16 protein-coding genes and 1 pseudogene are annotated in these 18,448 nt (G+C 73.5%); 11 read left to right on the top strand and 6 right to left on the bottom strand.

Going from position 1 to position 18,448, the window contains the following annotated elements; translation table 11 throughout:
* Positions 1 to 3: 3 nt before the first annotated feature.
* From egtA to egtD, 4 genes are read left to right on the top strand one after another with little or no spacing between them, the layout of a single operon-like run.
* Complete coding sequence (egtA, locus tag QJS33_RS25940) at positions 4 to 1,287, top strand: ergothioneine biosynthesis glutamate--cysteine ligase EgtA (RefSeq protein WP_306370696.1); 1,284 nt, start codon at positions 4 to 6, stop codon at positions 1,285 to 1,287.
* The gene (egtB, locus tag QJS33_RS25935; protein WP_306370695.1) at positions 1,284 to 2,636 is read left to right on the top strand and encodes an ergothioneine biosynthesis protein EgtB; all 1,353 of its coding nucleotides are present in this window, start codon (positions 1,284 to 1,286) and stop codon (positions 2,634 to 2,636) included. The genes egtA and egtB overlap by 4 nt, the downstream gene beginning before the upstream one ends.
* Positions 2,636 to 3,367: an ergothioneine biosynthesis protein EgtC gene (egtC, locus tag QJS33_RS25930; RefSeq protein ID WP_306370694.1), complete on the top strand. Its 732-nt coding sequence runs from the start codon at positions 2,636 to 2,638 to the stop codon at positions 3,365 to 3,367. The genes egtB and egtC overlap by 1 nt, the downstream gene beginning before the upstream one ends.
* A gap of 13 nt (positions 3,368 to 3,380) precedes the next feature.
* Positions 3,381 to 4,355, top strand: coding sequence for an L-histidine N(alpha)-methyltransferase (gene egtD / locus QJS33_RS25925; protein WP_306370693.1), 975 nt, complete (start codon positions 3,381 to 3,383; stop codon positions 4,353 to 4,355).
* Positions 4,356 to 4,633: 278 nt separating this feature from the next.
* Here egtD and QJS33_RS25920 read toward each other — a convergent pair whose 3' ends face one another.
* Positions 4,634 to 5,353: a VIT family protein gene (locus tag QJS33_RS25920; RefSeq protein WP_306370692.1), complete on the bottom strand. Its 720-nt coding sequence runs from the start codon at positions 5,351 to 5,353 to the stop codon at positions 4,634 to 4,636.
* Positions 5,354 to 5,430: 77 nt separating this feature from the next.
* Between QJS33_RS25920 and dapB the strand changes: the two genes are divergently transcribed.
* Positions 5,431 to 6,174 carry a 4-hydroxy-tetrahydrodipicolinate reductase gene (gene dapB / locus QJS33_RS25915; protein ID WP_306370691.1) on the top strand — a complete coding sequence of 248 codons (744 nt, stop codon included), beginning with the start codon at positions 5,431 to 5,433 and terminating at the stop codon, positions 6,172 to 6,174.
* 53 nt (positions 6,175 to 6,227) lie between these two features.
* Here the strand turns inward: dapB and QJS33_RS25910 are convergent, their stop codons facing one another.
* The 4 genes from QJS33_RS25910 to QJS33_RS25895 form a co-directional block, all read right to left on the bottom strand.
* Positions 6,228 to 6,563 (bottom strand): hypothetical protein, encoded by a 336-nt coding sequence (locus QJS33_RS25910; RefSeq protein WP_306370690.1) that lies wholly within the window; start codon positions 6,561 to 6,563, stop codon positions 6,228 to 6,230.
* The gene (locus tag QJS33_RS25905; RefSeq protein ID WP_306370689.1) at positions 6,556 to 7,182 is read right to left on the bottom strand and encodes a hypothetical protein; all 627 of its coding nucleotides are present in this window, start codon (positions 7,180 to 7,182) and stop codon (positions 6,556 to 6,558) included. The genes QJS33_RS25910 and QJS33_RS25905 overlap by 8 nt, the downstream gene beginning before the upstream one ends.
* 91 nt (positions 7,183 to 7,273) lie before the next feature.
* Positions 7,274 to 8,146, bottom strand: coding sequence for a 1,4-dihydroxy-2-naphthoate polyprenyltransferase (locus tag QJS33_RS25900; RefSeq protein ID WP_306370688.1), 873 nt, complete (start codon positions 8,144 to 8,146; stop codon positions 7,274 to 7,276).
* A gap of 466 nt (positions 8,147 to 8,612) precedes the next feature.
* The gene (locus QJS33_RS25895) at positions 8,613 to 9,161 is read right to left on the bottom strand and encodes an N-acetyltransferase (RefSeq protein ID WP_306370687.1); all 549 of its coding nucleotides are present in this window, start codon (positions 9,159 to 9,161) and stop codon (positions 8,613 to 8,615) included.
* Between the two features lie 86 nt (positions 9,162 to 9,247).
* Here QJS33_RS25895 and QJS33_RS25890 point away from each other — a divergent pair, with 86 nt between their 5' ends.
* From QJS33_RS25890 to QJS33_RS25870, 5 genes and pseudogenes are all read left to right on the top strand, one after another.
* Positions 9,248 to 9,628, top strand: a complete 381-nt coding sequence (locus QJS33_RS25890) for a phage holin family protein (RefSeq protein ID WP_306370686.1) — start codon at positions 9,248 to 9,250, stop codon at positions 9,626 to 9,628.
* A gap of 396 nt (positions 9,629 to 10,024) precedes the next feature.
* Entirely contained in the window at positions 10,025 to 10,996 is a 972-nt protein-coding gene (gene dapA / locus QJS33_RS25885) for a 4-hydroxy-tetrahydrodipicolinate synthase (RefSeq protein WP_306370685.1), read from the top strand.
* Entirely contained in the window at positions 10,993 to 12,678 is a 1,686-nt protein-coding gene (locus tag QJS33_RS25880; protein ID WP_306370684.1) for a ribonuclease J, read from the top strand. Before dapA ends, QJS33_RS25880 begins: the two co-directional genes overlap by 4 nt.
* A 170-nt stretch (positions 12,679 to 12,848) precedes the next feature.
* Positions 12,849 to 15,338: a DNA translocase FtsK gene (locus tag QJS33_RS25875; RefSeq protein ID WP_306370683.1), complete on the top strand. Its 2,490-nt coding sequence runs from the start codon at positions 12,849 to 12,851 to the stop codon at positions 15,336 to 15,338.
* A gap of 267 nt (positions 15,339 to 15,605) precedes the next feature.
* Positions 15,606 to 15,761: pseudogene (locus QJS33_RS25870) on the top strand (IS481 family transposase); the annotation flags it as partial.
* A gap of 78 nt (positions 15,762 to 15,839) precedes the next feature.
* Here the strand turns inward: QJS33_RS25870 and QJS33_RS25865 are convergent.
* Positions 15,840 to 17,987 carry a hypothetical protein gene (locus QJS33_RS25865; protein WP_306370682.1) on the bottom strand — a complete coding sequence of 716 codons (2,148 nt, stop codon included), beginning with the start codon at positions 17,985 to 17,987 and terminating at the stop codon, positions 15,840 to 15,842.
* A 218-nt stretch (positions 17,988 to 18,205) separates the two neighbouring features.
* Here QJS33_RS25865 and QJS33_RS25860 point away from each other — a divergent pair.
* Positions 18,206 to 18,448, top strand: a 243-nt coding sequence (locus QJS33_RS25860) for a RodZ family helix-turn-helix domain-containing protein (protein WP_306370681.1), incomplete at its 3' end; no start/stop codon positions are given.

Below are 18,448 nucleotides of genomic sequence, written 5' to 3'. Positions count from 1 at the left end.
CCCATGGCGCACATGACCACGGACGACGTCCACGAGTACATCAACGGGGTCTGTTTCAAGACCGGCCCTCCCGGCAAGGTCGGGGCCGAGACCGAGTGGCTGGTCACCGACACCGCCGCACCCGACACCACCGTCACCGTCGACCGCCTCGCGGCGCTGCTGGAGGGCTCCGGCCCCCCGCCCGCGGGAAGCCGCGTCACCTTCGAACCCGGCGGCCAGATCGAGCTCAGCTCGCCCGCCCTGCCCGGCCCGGCCCGAGCGCACGAAGCGCTCGCCGAGGACCTGGAGCACCTCGGCAAGACCCTCGCCCAGGACGGCCTGGGCCTGGTCGAGTCCGCACTGGACCCCGTGCGCACACCCCACCGGCAGCTCCGGCTGCCCCGGTACGAGGCCATGGACCGTTTCTTCACCGGGCGCCGCACCTACGGCGGACACACCATGATGTGCGCTACGGCCTCACTCCAGGTGTGCCTGGACGCCGGAGCCGACCCCGCCGACCTGCGCGACCGCTGGGGGTTCGCGCACCGGCTCGGCCCCGTCCTGGTCGCCGCGTTCGCCAACTCCGCGCTCTGGCGCGGCCGCCCCACCGGCTGGAAGTCCACCCGCTGGGCCATCTGGGCCGGCATGGACGCCGACCGCACCGCGCCCGTCCTGGAACCCGGGGGCCCCGCCGACCCGGCCGACGCCTGGACCGCCTACGCCCTGAAGGCCTCCGTCATGGCGGTCCCCGAGACCCCCGGGGGCGGCGGCACCTGGCTGACCGACCCCGGCATCACCCTCGCCGAATGGATCGCCGGGAACGGCCCGCGCCCCGCCACCACCGCGGACCTCGAACTGCACCTGAGCACCCTCTTCCCCCCGGTGCGCCCCCGCGGCTGGTGGGAACTGCGCATGATCGACACCCTCCCCCTGACCTGGTGGCCGGTCCCCGTCGCGGTCGCCGCCGCCCTCTTCGACGACCCGCGCGCCCGCGCCGCCGCCGAAGAGGCCCTGGAACGGCTCTGCGGCGGCCCCGCCCCCGACCGGAGGCTGTGGCTGCGCGCGGCCCGCGACGGCATGGCCGACCCCGCCGTGGCCGCCTGCGCCCGCCGCTGCCTCGACGCCGCCGTCGACGCCCTGCCCCGCATGGGTGCGGCGCGCCTGGCCCGCCTCGTCGACGACTACGCCGACCGCCACACCCGGCGCGGGCTCAGCCCAGCCGACACGCGGCCGAGCGTGCCCGCTCCGCGCCCCGCCCACGCGGGGACGGCGGACCGCCACTTCCGACACGGTGGAGGAGTTCGGTGAACAACGGACAGGACATCTCCAAGGAGCGCATCGCCGCGGAGCTCGACCACAGCAGGCGGCGCAGCCTCGGCCTCACCCTGGACGCCCTCGACGACGAGGAGCTGCTCGCCCAGCACTCGCCGCTGATGTCACCGCTGGTCTGGGACCTGGCGCACATCGGCAACTACGAGGAGCAGTGGCTGCTGCGGGCCGCCGCCGGGCGCGAGGCCCTGCGCCCCGACATCGACCACCTCTACGACGCCTTCGAGAACCCCCGTGCCGAACGGCCCGGCCTGCCGCTGCTGCGCCCGCAGGAGGCCCGCGACTACAACGAGCGGGTCCGCCGCGAGGTCCTGGACGCCCTGGACGGCGTCGACCTCACCGTGCCCGCCCCGCGGCGTCCCCACGATCCGGCCGGCCCGCCCGGCCTGCTGGACGCCGGGTTCGTCTACCACATGGTCATCCAGCACGAACACCAGCACGACGAGACCATGCTCGCCACCCACCAGCTGCGCCGGGGCGCCCCCGTGCTGCTGGAGGAGGCGCCCGCCGTCGCGCCCCTGCGCCCGCCCGCGGAGGCCGAGGCCCTGGTCCCCGCCGGACCCTTCACGATGGGCACCGACGACGACCCGTGGGCCTACGACAACGAGAAGCCCGCCGTCACCGTCGACCTGCCCGCCTACCTCATCGACACCGCACCCGTCACCAACGCCGCCTACCGGGAGTTCATGGAGGACGGCGGCTACCAGACCCGCCGCTGGTGGAGCCGGGACGGCTGGGAGTGGAAGGAGAAGCGCGGGGCCCTGGCCCCCGCCTTCTGGGAGCGCGAGGGCGGGGGCTGGTCCCGCCGCCGCTTCGGCCGCCGCGAGCTGGTGCCGCCCGACGAGCCGGTCCAGCACGTCAACTTCCACGAGGCGCAGGCCTACGCGAAGTGGGCGGGCAAGCGGCTGCCCACCGAGGCCGAATGGGAGAAGGCGGCCCGCTTCGACCCGGCCACCGGGCGGTCCCACCGCCACCCCTGGGGTGACGCGGAGCCGACCGCCCGCCACGCCAACCTGGGCCAGCGCAGGCTCGGCCCCGCGACCGTGGGCCGCCACCCCGACGGGGCGTCCCCCCTGGGCGTGCACCAGCTCATCGGCGACGTCTGGGAGTGGACCTCCACCACCTTCCACGGCTATCCCGGGTTCCGCGCCTTCCCGTACCGCGAGTACTCGGAGGTGTTCTTCGACTCCGGGTACAAGGTGCTGCGCGGCGGCTCGTGGGCCACCCACCCCACGGCGGTCCGCTCCACGTTCCGCAACTGGGACCTGCCGATCCGGCGGCAGATCTTCAGCGGATTCCGCTGCGCCCGCGACGCGGAGCCCGCCTGATGTGCCGCCACCTGGCCTACCTGGGGCCGCCGCGCACACTGTACGACCTGCTGTACGCGGCGCCCCACGCGCTCCACGTCCAGTCCTGGGCGCCGAGGCTGCAACGGCACGGCACGGTCAACGCCGACGGGTTCGGGGTGGGCTGGTACCCCGACGACACCCCCGAACCGCTGCGCTACCGGCGCGCCCTGCCGATGTGGGGCGACGCCTCCTTCGCCGAGGCGGCCCGCGGCCTGACCTCCGGCTGCGTGCTGGCGGCGGTGCGCGACGCCACCGTCGGGTTCGGCACCGACGAGGCGAGCGCACAGCCCTTCCGCGCCGGACGGCTGCTGTTCAGCCACAACGGGGCGGTCAAGGACGACGACGCCCTCGTCGCGGCGCTGCCGCCGCCGCCCGGGGTGCTCGACGCCCGCGCCCCGGTGGACTCCGCACCCCTGTTCGGGCACGCGGTACGCCTGTGGCGGGCCTCCGGCGACCTGCCCGGAGCGCTGGCCGCCGTGGTCCGCCACGCCCGCGAACACTCCGAGGGGCGCTACAACCTGCTGGCCACCGACGGCGAGACCCTCGTGGGCACCGCCGCCGGGGACACCCTGTTCACCCTGCGGGAACCGGGGGGAGGCGTCGTGCTGGCCTCGGAGCCCCACGACGACTCCCCGGACTGGCGGGAGGTGCCCGAGGGGTCCGTGGCCGTGGTCGCGGCGGAGCGGACCGAGATCCACCCCATCGTCTGACCGAGGAGTCGCCGTGTTCCGCATCGACCGCAACCTGACCGCCGACGACCTGGACAAGGCACTGCGCAGGGACGTCGCCGAAGGACTCTCGTCCACCCCCAAACAGCTGCCGCCCAAATGGTTCTACGACGAACGCGGCAGCGCCCTGTTCGAGGACATCACCGAACTCCCCGAGTACTACCCCACCCGGGCCGAGCGGACCATCCTGGAGGAGCGCTCCGACGAGATCGCCGACGCCGCCGACTCCGAGGCGCTCATCGAGCTGGGCTCGGGTTCGGGCGTCAAGACCCGGCTGCTGCTGGACGCCATGCGCCGCCACGGCACCCTGGCCCGGTTCGTCCCCGTCGACGTCAGCGGCGACTTCCTGGCCGCCTCCGCGCGCCGGGTCGCCGACGACTACCCCGACCTGGACGTGCACGCCGTGGTCGGCGACTTCGAGCACCACCTGGGCCTGCTGCCGGTGCGCGAGGACGGCGGGCGGCAGACCATCGCCGTGCTGGGCTCGACCATCGGCAACCAGGAGCCCGAGCCGCGGGCGGCGTTCCTGCGCGACATCCGGGCGGTGCTGCGTCCGGGCGACACCTTCCTGCTCGGCGCCGACCTGGTCAAGGACCCCGACCGGCTGGTCGCGGCCTACGACGACGCACAGGGGGTGACCGCCGAGTTCGACCGCAACGTCCTCAACGTGATCAACCGGGAGCTGGCGGCCGACTTCGACCCGTCGGAGTTCGAGCACGTCGCCCGCTGGAACGAGAAGGAGGAGTGGATCGAGATGCGGCTGCGCTCACGGGTGGACCAGCACGTGCGCGTCACCGCCCTGGACCTGGACGTCGACTTCGCGGCGGGTGAGGAGATGCGCACCGAGATCTCCGCCAAGTTCCGCCGGGCGGGCCTGGAACGGGAGCTGGACGAGGCCGGGTTCGAGCCGACGCACTGGTGGACCGACCCGGACGGGGACTTCGCGCTGAGCCTGTCCGCGGCGCGGTGACGCGGACGGGCGGGGCCAGGGCGTGTTCGACGGGTCGTTCCGCCCGCCCGTCGCCCACCGCCGACCTCAGCGGACGCCGTCGGCGCGGCGCCTCCGCGGAGCCGCCTGCGCTCGGATGGCCGAACCCGGGCGGGCCCCGCCGTGCGACACCGCCGAGCCTGCGCGGCAGGGCACGGTGGGGGCGCCTGCGCTCGCCGTCGTGCGGAAGATCGCCCGGCGGCCGCCCGTGTCCTTCGGCGCGAGCGCCGAACCGAACGAAGGCATCCGCCGCACACGTCCTAGAGCGGGGCGAGCGTCCCCACCAGCGTCCCCACCAGGTAGGTGACCAGCATCGCGAAGGAACCGCCCGCCACGCACCGCACCGCCGCCCGCAGCGGCAGGGCCCCGCCCAGCCGGGCGCTCACCGCGCCCAGAGCGCCGGTGGCGGTGAGCACCGCGACCACCGTCACCGGCAGCCGCCATACGTCGGAGCTGAGCAGCATCGCCGCCAGCGGCACCAGCGCGCCCAGCACGAAGGAGAACAGGCTGGCGAACGCCGCCTGCCAGGGGTCCACCCGATAGCGGGTGAGCCCCAGCTCCACCTCGGCGTGGGCGCGCAGCGCGTCGTGGTCGGTGAGCTCCCGGGCCACCAGGCGCGACAGCTCCTCGCTCAGCCCCCGGTCCCGGTACATGGACGCGAGCTCCTCCAGCTCCCCGGTCGGGTCGTCGGCCAGCTCCCGCCGCTCCCGGGCCAGCGCGGCGCGCTCGGTGTCGCGCTGCGTGCTCACCGACACGTACTCGCCCGCCGCCATCGACAGCGCCCCGGCCAGTGCCCCGGCGATCCCCGCCACCAGCAGGGCCTCGCGCTGAGGGGTGGCGCCCGCCACGCCCACCACCAGGCCCGCGGTGGAGACGATGCCGTCGTTGGCGCCCAGCACGGTCGCGCGCAGCCCGTTCAGGAGAGTGCCCAACCGGTGCTGTGACTCTTCGCCGCCGCCCGCGCCCCTCCCGTCCGCCATGGGCCGATGGTCTCACACGGCCGGCACCGGCCCAGGTCGTACCGCGCGGGGCCGTGCCGATCCGCTACGCTCGTGCCGTGTTCAAGGTAGGGGTTTTCGGCGCCGAAGGGCGCATGGGGTCAGAGGTCGTCAACGCGGTCCGGGGGGCCGACGACATGGAGTTCGTCGGCGGCGCGGACGCCGGCGAGGACCGGGAGCGGGTGCTGGGGGCCGACTGCGTCGTCGACTTCACCCACCCCGACGTCGTCATGGACAACCTGGAGTGGCTGATCGGCCACGGTGTCCACGCCGTCGTCGGCACCAGCGGCTTCGACGAGGAGAAGCTGAACCGGGTGCGCGAGCTGCTGGCCGCGAAACCCGGCGCCAAGGTGCTCATCGCGCCCAACTTCGGCATCGCCGCGGTCCTGATGATGCACTTCGCGGCCAAGGCCGCCCCCTACTTCGAGTCGACCGAGATCATCGAGCTGCACCACCCCAACAAGGCGGACGCCCCCAGCGGCACCGCCTACCACACCGCCGAGCTGGTCGCGCAGGCCCGCCGGGCGGCCGGGGTGGGACCGATGCCCGACGCCACCACCGCCGAGATCCCCGGCGCCCGCGGCGCCGACGTGGACGGGGTGCGGGTGCACGCGCTGCGCATCCAGGGCCTGATCGCCCACCAGGAGGTCGTGTTCGGCACCGACGGGGAGACCCTGAAGATCCGCCACGACTCCATGAACCGGGCCTCGTTCATGCCCGGCGTGCTGCTGGGCGTGCGCCGGGTCGCCGACCTGCCCGACCCGCTGACCGTGGGCCTGGAGCCGCTGCTCGACCTGGGCTGATCCGTCGTTCCTCCGCCCCGGGCCGCCGCACCGCGGCCCGGGGCGTCCCGGTGTCAGGGAGCGTCCACGACGGGCGCCTCGAAGTCCTCCACCGGGGCCTCGACCTCCTCGACCGGTGCCTTGATCCCCAGGACGGGAGCGGTGTCCACCGGGCTCTCGTTGACCGGGGGGACGTACGTGGTGTCGTTGACGAAGTGGTCCTGGGGGGAGGGCATGCAGCCGAACAGGAACGCCCCGAACAGCAGGATCACGGGGAGCATCCGCCACAGGCCGTAGAGGACGAGGCCGCCGCCCAGGACCAGGACGATTCTGCGCAGGCACGACCCGAAGGACCGGGCGGGGGCTGCGGATTCCGACTCCGGCTCCGCCTCGGTCCCGTGTTCAGACAACGGGGACCCCCGAGAACGTCCCGCCCAGGGTCAGCCGCACGTCGACCTCGTCCACATCCCGCGGCGGGGCCGCGAAGGTGGCGCTGAGCACCATGGCGTCGTCCAGCGACAGGTACACATCTCCCACCCGCGAGCAGACGCACACCTCGTCCCGGTCCCGGGCCACCCGGTGGACCCTCCCGTTCTCCGTGTCGATCAGCTCGCTCTCCTCCAGCGAGCCCACCAGGGTCGACGCCTGCGCACCGTATCCGCCGACGAGGTGGACCGTCACCGTGAGGTCGGCCAGGTCGCCGCCGGTCCGCCGCACCGGGCCGACCACCACCACGATCTCGGTACCGTCGGTCTGTACCGCGAGGGAGGGCAGGTCGGTCCCGTCCGCCGGTGCCACGGTCGCCTCGGCCCCGTCGGACGGGGCCGGTGGGACGGTCTGCGCCGCCTCTCCCGCGGCGGTGGGCCGCGGGGCGGGGGAGGCGGCCTCGGAGAGGCCGTCACGGCCCAGCGAGGTCTCGTCCGAGCCGGGGGCGTCGGCGGGGTTGCCGGGGCTCGCCGAGCACGCGGCCAGGGTCAGCGTCAGCGCCGCGGCGGCCAGTGCCGCGGCGGTCCTGCGGGGAGTCGCCATGCCCTCGAACCTAGGCAGGGAAGGGTCTCCGGCCGGTAACAGGCCGCCTACGAGTCGTTCGTGTCCGCACCCGGCCACCGGCGCGGGCCGGTCAGCCCAGCAGCAGCGCCACCGAGAGCAGCGCGCCGAACGCCATCTGGAGCCGCCCGGTCTCGCCCAGGCCCGCCACCAGGTCGCGGCCGGTCTGCCCGCCCAGCACCCGGCGCAGCGGCGGCACCGCCAGCGGGGCCGCCAGCAGCACCAGCGGCACCCACCAGGACACCGCCACCAGCGGCAGGGCCACCGCGAACGCCGCGACGACCATCCCCGCGTACAGCCGCCGCGTACCGGCGTCGCCCAGCCGCACCGCCAGTGTGATCTTGCCGGTCTCCCGGTCGGTGGGGATGTCCCGCAGGTTGTTGATCACCAGCACCGCGCAGGACAGCAGGCCCACCGGCACCGACGCCGTCCACGCCTGCCAGGGCGCGGACTCCAGCTGCACGAACACGGTGCCCACCACGGCCACCACGCCGAAGAACACGAACACCGACACCTCGCCCAGGCCCCGGTACCCGTACGGGGTGCGCCCGCCGGTGTAGTACCAGGCGGCGCCGATCGCCACCGCGCCCACCAGCAGCAGCCACCACGACGTGGTGACCACCAGCACCAGGCCCACCAGCCCGGCGAACACGAAGCTCCCCAGCGCGGCCGCCAGCACCTGCTTCGGCGCGGCCAGGCCGGTCGCCGTCAGCCGGGTCGGCCCGGTCCGCTCCGCGGTGTCGGTGCCCTTGACCCCGTCGCTGTAGTCGTTGGCGAAGTTCACTCCCACCTGGAGGGCCATCGACACCACCAGGGCCAGCAGCGCCTTCCACCACACGAACCCGTCCAGGGCGAAGGCCAGCGCGGTACCGACCGCCACCGGGACGACCGAGTTCGGAAGCGTCCGGGGGCGCATCCCCGAGATCCATTCGCTGACCGTGGCCACTGCCGGGTCCCTCCACCGCTCGACGGCCGGCGCGCGTCGCGCCGCTACGACCTCCCCACGGTAGTGCCTGCTCCCGAGCCCCGGGGCCGCGCCCCGGGGCTACAACGAGGCGCCGGCGGGGTTCTGGAGGTCACGTCCCCGGGAGTGGTGTGATTTTCGCGCGGGTGCGTCCTTGCGGGTCATCGCGATGGTCGGCCGAAACCGGGCGGGCCATCGCGTACCGGCGGCCCGCCGGCCGGGATGAAGAAGCCGCCGGAGACGGCGGCGCACCGATCCGCCCGACACCGCTGACGCGCATCCGTGGGAACAGGGCCGGAAAAGTCACACCACTCGATGGGACACCATCGTTCTGGAGGTCCTGGAGGAGAAGTCCGAGGTACGGGGGCTTCTCCGTAGGGGCCGAAGGTTCCCGCCTTCAAGGGGCGCCGGGTGCGGTCCGAAGCGGAGCGGAGGACCGGGGCGAGCGCTAAATCCCGGCGTGCAGGCGCACCATCGGCAGCTCCGAGCCCAGGTCGAGCACCCGGCGGGCGCCGTCGGGCGCCCAGCCGGAGGACTCGAAGAACGCCCGCAGCGCGTTGTCGGCCTCGGGCACCCACACGTACGCGATGGCGAACCCGTCCTCCACCAGGTGGTCCACGGTCGCGTTGAGCAGGCGGCCGCCGTGCCCCCGCCGGGTCAGGGCCGGGTCCACGTGCAGGGCGAAGATCTCCGCGGCGGTGGCGGGCCACAGGTCGGGGTCGCCCGCCGGACCGAACGCGGCGAAGCCCACCACCGTGCGCACCCCGTCGGTCTGGTCGGTGGCGACCACCAGCCGGTGTTTGGAGGTGGGCGGCGACTCCAGGGCGGCCGACCACTGGGCGTGGAAGTTCTTGCGCGCCTCCTCGCCGCCGATCTCGGCGATCACCGCCTCGGGCAGCAGGCCCCCGTACACCTCCCGCCAGGAGGCCACCTGGACGTCCACAACGGCGTCGACGTCGGCGGAACGGGCGGGACGGACGAACTGGGCACCGGACACGATCAGGCCTCCTGGGGGAGTCATCGGCACGAGTGCGCCCACGCCGGAGTTTCGGGACCTTGCCACGGCGTGGGAACATCTACGTTGTGAGCTTCATTATCAGAGTCATCGTGAACGCGCTCGCCCTTTGGCTGGCGGCCTACCTGGTCAGCGGCATCGAGGTCACGACCTCGGACACGACGGAGACCATCCTCGTCTTCCTGGGACTTGGCCTGATCTTCGGCGTCGTCAACGCCGTCATCAAACCGATCGTCAAGACGGTCGGCTGCCTGTTCTATGCACTGACCCTCGGGCTCATCGGCCTCGTCGTCAACGCGCTGCTGTTCCTGCTCACCGAGTGGATCGCGGGGCTTTTCGGCCTGCCCATCGAGATCGACGGCTTCTGGCCCGCCTTCTGGGGCGCGATCGTCGTCGGCATCATCAGCTGGCTGGCCAGCCTCTTCCTGCCGGACGGCAAGGACGACTGACCGGTCACGGCCGCAGCCCCTCCGCATCGACCCGCCCGCCCCGAATCCGCGGGTTCCCGCCCGTGTCCCGGCCCGATGGCCGGGACACGGTACGGGTAGGTTCACATGCGAGCCCCTCCCTCGACCCACGAGGACGGGGCCGACCCGGCCACCGGCGCCCGCGCGGACGCGGCCCGGACACGACCGGCACAGGCTTCTCCGCGACCGCCCCCGTCGGACCCCGCAGTGGTCCGACCCGGCCCCGGTCGCGGACGCGGACAACGGTTCCGCACTTTCATCCGTACGCCACACCACCGGCTCCGCCCCGCACGGCGGGACCGCACACACCGAGAGGAGGAGGGGCGACACAGGATCCCCGCCGCCCCGCGGCGGCGGTCCGCGCGCCTTTCACACACCATGGTGAACACCAAGTACCGCCCATTCGGCAAGATGCTGACCGCGATGGTCACACCCATGCTCGAAGACGGTGAGCTCGACTACGACGGTGCCGCCCGACTCGCCACCTACCTGGTGGACGAGCAGCACAACGACGGCCTCGTCATCAGCGGCACCACGGGCGAATCGCCCACGACCAGCGACGAGGAGAAGGACCGGCTGCTGCGCGCCGTCATCGAGGCGGTCGGCGACCGGGCCAAGATCATCGCGGGCGTCGGCACCAACGACACCCGGCACAGCGTCAAGCTGGCCAAGGCCGCGGAGAAGGCCGGGGCGCACGGTCTCCTGACGGTGACCCCGTACTACAACAAGCCCCCCCAGGAGGGGCTGATCCGGCACTTCACCGAGATCGCCGACACCACCGACCTGCCGGTGATGCTGTACGACATCCCGCACCGCACGGGGACGCCCATCGCCTCCGAGACCCTGGTCCGGCTGGCCGAGCACCCGCGCATCGTGGCCAACAAGGACGCCAAGGACAACGTCGGCGCCAGCTCCTGGGTCATGGAGCGCACCGACCTGGCCTACTACTGCGGCACCGACATCCTGAACCTGCCCCTGCTGTCGGTGGGCGCGGCCGGTTTCGTGAGCGTCGTCGGCCACATCGTCGGCAGCGACCTCAAGGACATGATCGACGCCTACGAGGCGGGCGAGGTCGGCCAGGCACTGGCCATCCACCGCCGGCTCACCCCGGTCTACACCGGCATGTTCCGCACCCAGGGCGTCATCACGACCAAGGCCGTCCTCAACCTGTTCGGCCTGCCCGCCGGACCGGTCCGCACACCGCTCGCGGACGCCTCCGCCGAGCTCCAGGCACTGCTGCGCGAGGACCTGGCCGCCGCCGGGGTCAAGGGCCCCATCGGCCTCGCCCCGCACCAGGCCGTCCCGGCCAGCGCCGTCCGCGTCGAGCGCCTCACGGAGGGTTCCGTATGAGCCACCCCCACCCCGAGCTGAGCTCGCCCCCGCCCCAGGGCGACGGTGTCCTGCGCATCGTCCCGCTGGGCGGCCTGGGCGAGATCGGCCGCAACATGACGGTCTTCGAGTTCGGCGGCCGGATCCTCATCGTCGACTGCGGCGTGCTGTTCCCCGAGGAGGAGCAGCCCGGCGTCGACCTGATCCTGCCGGACTTCGACTACATCCGGGACCGCCTGGACGACATCGAGGCGATCGTCCTCACCCACGGCCACGAGGACCACATCGGCGGCGTCCCGTTCCTGCTCCGCGAGCGCCCCGACATCCCGATCGTCGGCTCCCGGCTCACGCTCGCGCTCATCTCCGCCAAGCTCGGCGAGCACCGCATCAAGCCGGTCGTGGTCCAGGTGGAGGAGGGCGAGCGGCGCGACTTCGGCCCGTTCGACCTGGAGTTCTTCGCGGTCAACCACTCCATCCCCGACGCGCTGGCCGTCGGCATCCGCACCCCCGGCGGGTCGGTGCTGCACACCGGCGACTTCAAGATGGACCAGCTGCCGCTGGACGGCCGCCTCACCGACCTGGCCGGGTTCGCCCGGTTCGGCGACGAGGGCGTGGACCTGCTGCTGTCGGACTCCACCAACGCCGAGCAGCCCGGCTTCGTCATCAACGAGCGCAACCTGACCGAGGCCATCGACAAGGTGTTCCGGCAGGCCGACAAGCGCATCGTGGTGGCCTGCTTCGCCTCCCACGTGCACCGGGTCCAGCAGGTCATCGACTCCGCCACCAAGCACGGCCGCAAGGTCGCGTTCGTGGGCCGGTCGATGGTCCGCAACATGAACATCGCCCGCGACCTGGGCTACCTGAGCATCCCCGGCGACACCATCATCGACGTGCGCCAGCTCGACGACCTGCCGCCGGACAAGGCCGTGCTCATCTGCACCGGCTCCCAGGGCGAGCCGATGTCGGCGCTGAGCCGGATGGCCAACCGGGACCACCAGATCCGCATCGAGGACGGCGACACCGTCCTGCTGGCGTCCTCGCTCATCCCCGGCAACGAGAACTCGGTCAACCGGGTCATCAACGGCCTGACCCGCTGGGGCGCCAAGGTCGTGCACAAGGGCAACGCCCTGGTGCACGTGTCCGGGCACGCCCCCGCCGGCGAGCTGCTGTACGTGCTCAACATGGTGCGCCCGCGCAACTTCATGCCGGTACACGGCGAGTGGCGGCACATGCGCGCCCACGCCGACCTGGCCAAGCTGACCGGGGTCCCCGCGGACCGGATCGTCATCGCCGAGGACGGCGTGGTCGTCGACCTGTACAAGAACCGCGCCAAGATCGTCGGCGCCGTGCAGGCCGGGTACGTGTACGTGGACGGCTCCTCCGTCGGCGACGTCACCGACGCCGCGCTGAAGGACCGCCGCATCCTCGGCGAGGAGGGCTTCATCTCCGTCGTCGTGGCCGTGGACTCCGGCACCGGCAAGATCCTGGGCGACCCGGAGATCCACACCCGGGGCGCGGGCATCGGCGCCGACGCCTACGACGACGTCATCGACAAGATCCAGGACGCCCTGGACAAGGCGGCCCGGGACGGGGTCAACGACCCCCACCAGCTGCGCCAGCTCATCCGGCGCAGCACCGGCCGGTGGGTCAACGACACCTACCGCCGCCGCCCGATGATCATCCCGGTCCTGGTCGAGGTCTGACCCGGGCCGGTACCCCTGCGAAGCGCCGAACGGTCCCGGACCGTTCGGCGCTTCGTGCGACACGCCGGTCCCGGGACGGGGTCCGGGGGTGGACGAGTCGATAGGCTGCCCGCCGTGGCGGGAATCGCGCCCGCCGGTCGTGACCGCTCCCCCCGTACGGAGGTGACCCCATGTCCCCGCGCGCCTCCTCAGGCGGTTCCGGGCGCAAGAAGCCCGCGACCCGCAGACCCGCGGCCAAGCGGATGCCCGACGGTCCCATCGCGTTCGCGGTCACCATGTTCGGCCAGTTCCTGCTGGTGCTGTGGAAGCTCATCGCGCACACCGTCGGCGGGGCCGCCCGCGCCGTGGGCCGCAGCGCCCGCGACCTGGACCCGGACCTGCGCCGGGACGGGGCCGGCCTGCTGCTGCTGGCGGCCGGGATGCTGGTCGCCGCGGCCGTGTGGTGGGAGAGCGCCGGCCCGCTGCCGGAGTACACCCGCCTGGTGGTGGTCGGCGCGTTCGGGACGTTCTCGCCGATCCTGCCGCTGCTGTTCCTGCCGCTGGCGATCCGCCTGATGCGCACCCCGGGCGCGTCCCGGGAGGGCGACGCCGGGCGGCTGTTCATCGGCACCAGCGCGATCATGCTGGGCCTGCTGGGCCTCATCCACATCGCGCACGGCATCCCGCAGCCCTCCGAGGGGCTGGAGGCGCTCCAGGACGCGGGCGGCCTCATCGGGTTCGTCGCCTCCGGGCCGCTCAGCGCCGTCATCACCCCCTGGCTGACCGGGGTGCTGCTGGCCCTGGTGCTGGTGTTCGGGATCCTCGTGGTCACCTCCACCCCCATCCGGCGCATCCCCGAGCGGCTGCACACGCTGTTCGGCGCCCTCATGGAACGCGACACCGGCCCGGACTCCGGCATCGGCATCCTGGGCGCCGAACCGGAGGCCAAGCCCGCCCGCAAGCGCCGCCCCCGCAAGAAGGCGGCGGACGCGGCGGCCGCCGAGACCGTCGCGGGCGATCACGAGCGCCCCTACGACAGCCCGGTCCTGCCCGAGGAGCCCGTCGCCCCGGCGCTCACCGACGAGGAAGAGGAGGCGGCGGCGCAGGCCGCGGCCGGCAAGGGCGGCAAGAAGGGCCGCGCGAAGATCGCCGTCCCCGACCCCACCCCGGCGCCCGCCGTCACCGAGCAGCTCACCCTCCCCTCCCGGGTGGTGGAGGGCGACTACGAGCTGCCCCCGCCCGTCATGCTCAAGCCGGGCAGCCCGGTCAAGCCGCGCACCAAGGCCAACGACGACGTGGTGGACGCGCTCACCGGCGTGCTCACCCAGTTCGGCATCGACGCCGAGGTCACCGGGTTCACCCGGGGCCCGACGGTCACCCGCTACGAGATCGAACTGGGCCCGGCCGTCAAGGTCGAGAAGGTCACCGCGCTCACCAAGAACATCTCCCTGGCGGTCAAGAGCGCCGACGTGCGCATCCAGTCGCCGATCCCCGGCAAGTCCGCGATCGGCGTGGAGATCCCCAACACCGACAAGGACATCGTCAGCCTGGGCGACGTGCTCGGCTCCCCGGCGGCCACCTCCGACGACCACCCCATGCTGGTGGGGCTGGGCAAGGACATCGAGGGCAGCAACGTCGTCGCCAACCTGGCGAAGATGCCGCACGTGCTGGTCGCCGGCGCCACCGGCGCGGGCAAGTCCACCTGCATCAACGGGCTCATCACCTCGCTGATGATGCGGGCCGCCCCCGACGAGGTGCGGATGATCCTGGTCGACCCCAAGCGGGTCGAGCTGACCATGTACGAGGGCATCCCGCACCTGATCACACCCATCATCACCAACCCCAAGCGGGCCGCCGAGGCCCTGCAATGGGTGGTGGGGGAGATGGACCGCCGCTACGACGACCTGGCCGCCTCCGGCTACCGCCACGTCGACGACTTCAACGCCGCCGTGCGCACCGGGGAGCTCACCGCACCCCTGGGCAGCGAGCGGGTGTACGAGCCCTACCCGTACCTGCTGGTGATCGTGGACGAGCTGGCCGACCTGATGATGGTCGCCCCGCGCGACGTCGAGGACTCGGTCGTGCGCATCACCCAGTTGGCCCGGGCCGCCGGGATCCACCTGGTGCTGGCCACTCAGCGGCCCAGCGTCGACGTCGTCACCGGCCTGATCAAGGCCAACGTGCCCTCCCGGCTGGCGTTCGCCACCTCCAGCCTCGCCGACAGCCGGGTCATCCTCGACCAGCCCGGCGCGGAGAAGCTGGTGGGCAAGGGCGACGCCCTGTTCCTGCCGATGGGGGCGGGCAAACCGATCCGCCTACAGAACGCCTGGGTGTCGGAGAAGGAGATCCGGGCGATCGTCGACCACTGCAAGAAGCAGGCCGAGCCCAGCTACCGCGAGGACGTCGCGGTCGCCGACACCAAGAAGAAGGAGATCGACGAGGAGATCGGCGACGACCTGGACCTGCTGTTGCAGGCCGTCGAGCTGGTGGTCACCACCCAGTTCGGATCGACCTCGATGCTCCAGCGCAAGCTGCGCGTCGGCTTCGCCAAGGCGGGCCGTCTGATGGACCTCATGGAGAGCCGCGACGTCGTCGGCCCCAGCGAGGGCTCCAAGGCCCGCGACGTGCTCGTCACCCCCGACGACCTCCCCGCCGTCCTCACCGACATCCGCGGAGGCTAGGGCGTGTCCGACCGCTGTGCGACACCGCCGAGCCTGCGGGGCAGGGCAGGGTAGGGGCGCCTGCGCTCGTCGTCGTGCGGGAGATCGCCCGGCGGCCGCCCGTGTCCTTCGGCGCAGGCGCCGAGCCGCACGAGGGCATCCGCCGAATACGCCCTAGGTGTACCGACCACAGACGTTAGGAACGCCCACCCCGGCTGACACACGACAAGAGGGCCTCCGGTATCGGTGTGGATTGCGAGATCTGCACCGCTGACCGGAAGGCCCTCGATGGCTCACACTACCCACGCCAACGCCGAACTCACACCCGCAGGCCGCCTCGCGTTGGCCCGCTGCGTGGTCGAGGACGGCTGGCCGCTACGCCGAGCCGCTGAACGCTTCCGGACCAGCGTCAGCACCACCGAACACTGGACCGCCCGCCACCGCCCCCAACGGGCGGCCTGACGGCCCCGGACCCGTCCCCGAGGACGTCCGCGCCGGGCCTTCGGAACCCCGCCGGCGCCCTCACCCCCTCCGGGTGGCGAAGTGGTCCAGGACGGCGCGGAGCAGGGCGGTGTCCAGGGCCAGGCCGTCCAGGGCGGCCTCGGCCCGGTCGCGGTGTTCGGCGAGCAGGCGCGCGGCGGTGACGCGGCCGTGCGCGGTGGCCAGGGTGGGCCGGTCGGCGTCGGGCCCGGCCAGCAGGTCCGAGCGGACCCGCCGCACGATCCCGGCGTGGTGGGCGTAGGCGGTCAGCAGGTCCACCTCGTGCTCGGGCAGGCCCAGCAGGATCGCGGTCGGGGCCAGCGCGACCTCGATCTCCGTCGAGGCGGTCAGCGCGTACACCTCCAGGAACCCCGCCGGGTCGGCGGGCGCCTCGCCGCGGGCCAGCGCCCTGTCCAGGTGGCGGCCCCGGCACAGGCGCTCGGGGCCCAGCAGCGCGCCCATCCGGGCCATCGCCCCTACCACCCGCTCGGGCGGGTGCGTCGCGGCCAGCCGCGCCATGAGCCCGTACCCGCCGGAGACCAGAGCGATCCCGGCCAGGTGGGAGGCGCGTTCGTCGAAGGCCAGGCTCCCGGTGTGGAACAGCTCCACCGCGGCCACCAGCGGCGCCAGCGGTTCGGGGTCCACCGCCGCGCCCTCGACCAGCATCAGCGCCAACGCCGGGCGCAGCGGCCCCTCGGGTCCGTCGGGGGAACGGGACGGTACCCCGCGCGGGCCGCGGGCGCCGTTGCCCGCGGCGTGCCGGGTCAGGGCGGCGTCGACGAACACGGACCGGTCGGCGGCGAAGGTGCGCGGGTCGGTCGCCCCGGTCGGCCGGACCTCCTCGCGCCCCGTCCCGGCCGTTCCGGTCAGTGCGTTGCGCCGGGGCGGCCGGGCGGCCGAGCGCAACAGGGCCTCGATCTCCGGCGTCACCCGGTGCACCTCCAGCAGTTCCTCCACCCGGCCGCCCCACCGGGCCAGGTGGTCGGCCAGCCGGGCTGCGCCGTGCCGGGCCAGGGCGTCGGCCACCCCGGCGTCGCCGTCGAACACCGTCGCGACCAGGTGGGCCTCGGCGGCGAAGAGGTCGTGCAGCGGGTCGCCGTCCAGGTCCTGCGGGGCCAGGGTGAACGTGGTGAGGCGGCCGGTCACCGCGTCCCGCACCCGGTTGAGCAGGTCGTGCCGGAACCGGGTGGCCAGCGCCGCGGCCAGGTGCGGCCGGAGCAGGTCCGCCGGGGGGTTGCGGCGGCCCAGCAGGGTGGCGGCGATCGCGCCCGCGCCGGTCTCCAGCACCGCGTCGGCGAGCAGGGTGTCCCCGCCGTCGCGGACCGCGTCCTCGCGGGTGCGCCGCTCGGCCCGGGCGCGGGCCAGGTACATGACCTCGGTGGCCCGGTACAGGGCCCGGTGCCCGGTGAAGGGGAAGCCGTCCAGCAGCAGCACGTGGGCGGTGTGCAGCTCCTCGGCCAACGGGTCGTCGGGCACCCCCTCGGCGGGCTCGGACTCGGTCAGCAGGTGCGGCAGCAGCCGGTGGTGTGCGTCGTGCCGGGCGTGCGCGGGCAGGTCGATGACCGCCTGGGCGACGGCCAGGGCGTACGCGCCCGGCACGACCCGCCGCAGGTGCGCCGCCGTGGTGTCGTCGTCCTCGCCGAGGGTGTCGTGGGAGGCCACGGCCAGCACCCCGCCGATGGTCCGGGCGGCCCGGTCCATGGCCCCGGCGGCGATCGCCTCCTCGGGCAGCGCGGCGTACAGCCGGGCCATCCGCTCGCGCAGCGTCCCCAGGCCGGGGACCCGGCGCAGGGAGGCGCTGAACCGGACCCGGTCCAGTGCGATGCCGACGCCGTCGACCGGTGCGGGGACCGCGGGCAGGGGCAGCCGGCGCGGGTCGGCGGTGAGCCGGTCCAGGACCCCGGGGGAGGGGACCTCGCCCAGGGCGAGCGCGTGGCGGCGCAGGGCGCGCCGGCGCAGCCGCGCCTGCTCGGCGGTCCGTGCGGCCCCGGGGTCCAGGCCGCGGCGCAGCCGGTTCAGCAGCGGGCGCCGTTCGAGGACCTCGGGCAGGTGCGAGGACCACCGGTACACGTGTGCGGCGATGTCGCCGGAATGGGCGCCGCTCCAGGAGCGGAACGCGTCGAGGGCGTCGCGGGCGGCGTCGACCGGTGCGTCGCCCGCGAGTTCGGCGGCGGAGAAGTGCTGGGGCATCGTGAGGTCTCGGGGGAGAGGGGCGGGGGATCCAAGATCATCGCAGACACGGGCCCGGGGACAAGGGGATGACCGTATCCGGACGAAAATTCTGGCCGTAATTCTGTCCGATTTGGCGGGATCTTGGGGGCTTCATGGGGTGTGGTGGCCTGCGTGTCGCGCGCCGGGAGCGGCAGAGTGGACTCAGTCAGATACATATAGTCGCGAGGGGAGTGCGTATGGCGACGATCGGACACACACTGTCCGCCGCCCGCGTCGCGGCGGGATTCACGGTCGCCGACCTCAGCGCCCGTACACGCATCCGGGAACCGGTACTCCGGGCGATCGAGGAGGAGGACTTCGTCCCCTGCGGCGGGGACTTCTACGCACGCGGCCACATCCGGGGCCTGTGCCGGGCCCTGCGCCTGGACCCGGTGCCGCTGCTGGAGGAGTTCGACCGCGAGCACGCCGGCCGCCGGGGC

Origin of the sequence: Nocardiopsis sp. CC223A (genome assembly GCF_030766825.1) — a bacterium.
Classification (GTDB): Bacteria; Actinomycetota; Actinomycetes; order Streptosporangiales; family Streptosporangiaceae; genus Nocardiopsis.
The sequence above is the reverse complement of the archived record's forward strand: the minus strand, read 5'-3'. Positions and strand labels throughout refer to the sequence as shown.

What these genes read in the sequence shown, in the direction of transcription:
- QJS33_RS25905 (WP_306370689.1), bottom strand. Translation starts at nt 7,182, where the DNA reads ATGGCGACTCCCCGCAGGACCGCCGCGGCACTGGCCGCCGCGGCGCTG.
- QJS33_RS25920 (WP_306370692.1), bottom strand. Translation starts at nt 5,353, where the DNA reads ATGGCGGACGGGAGGGGCGCGGGCGGCGGCGAAGAGTCACAGCACCGG.
- QJS33_RS25880 (WP_306370684.1), top strand. Translation starts at nt 10,993, where the DNA reads ATGAGCCACCCCCACCCCGAGCTGAGCTCGCCCCCGCCCCAGGGCGAC.
- egtC (WP_306370694.1), top strand. Translation starts at nt 2,636, where the DNA reads ATGTGCCGCCACCTGGCCTACCTGGGGCCGCCGCGCACACTGTACGAC.
- dapA (WP_306370685.1), top strand. Translation starts at nt 10,025, where the DNA reads ATGGTGAACACCAAGTACCGCCCATTCGGCAAGATGCTGACCGCGATG.
- QJS33_RS25875 (WP_306370683.1), top strand. Translation starts at nt 12,849, where the DNA reads ATGTCCCCGCGCGCCTCCTCAGGCGGTTCCGGGCGCAAGAAGCCCGCG.
- egtA (WP_306370696.1), top strand. Translation starts at nt 4, where the DNA reads ATGGCGCACATGACCACGGACGACGTCCACGAGTACATCAACGGGGTC.
- QJS33_RS25865 (WP_306370682.1), bottom strand. Translation starts at nt 17,987, where the DNA reads ATGCCCCAGCACTTCTCCGCCGCCGAACTCGCGGGCGACGCACCGGTC.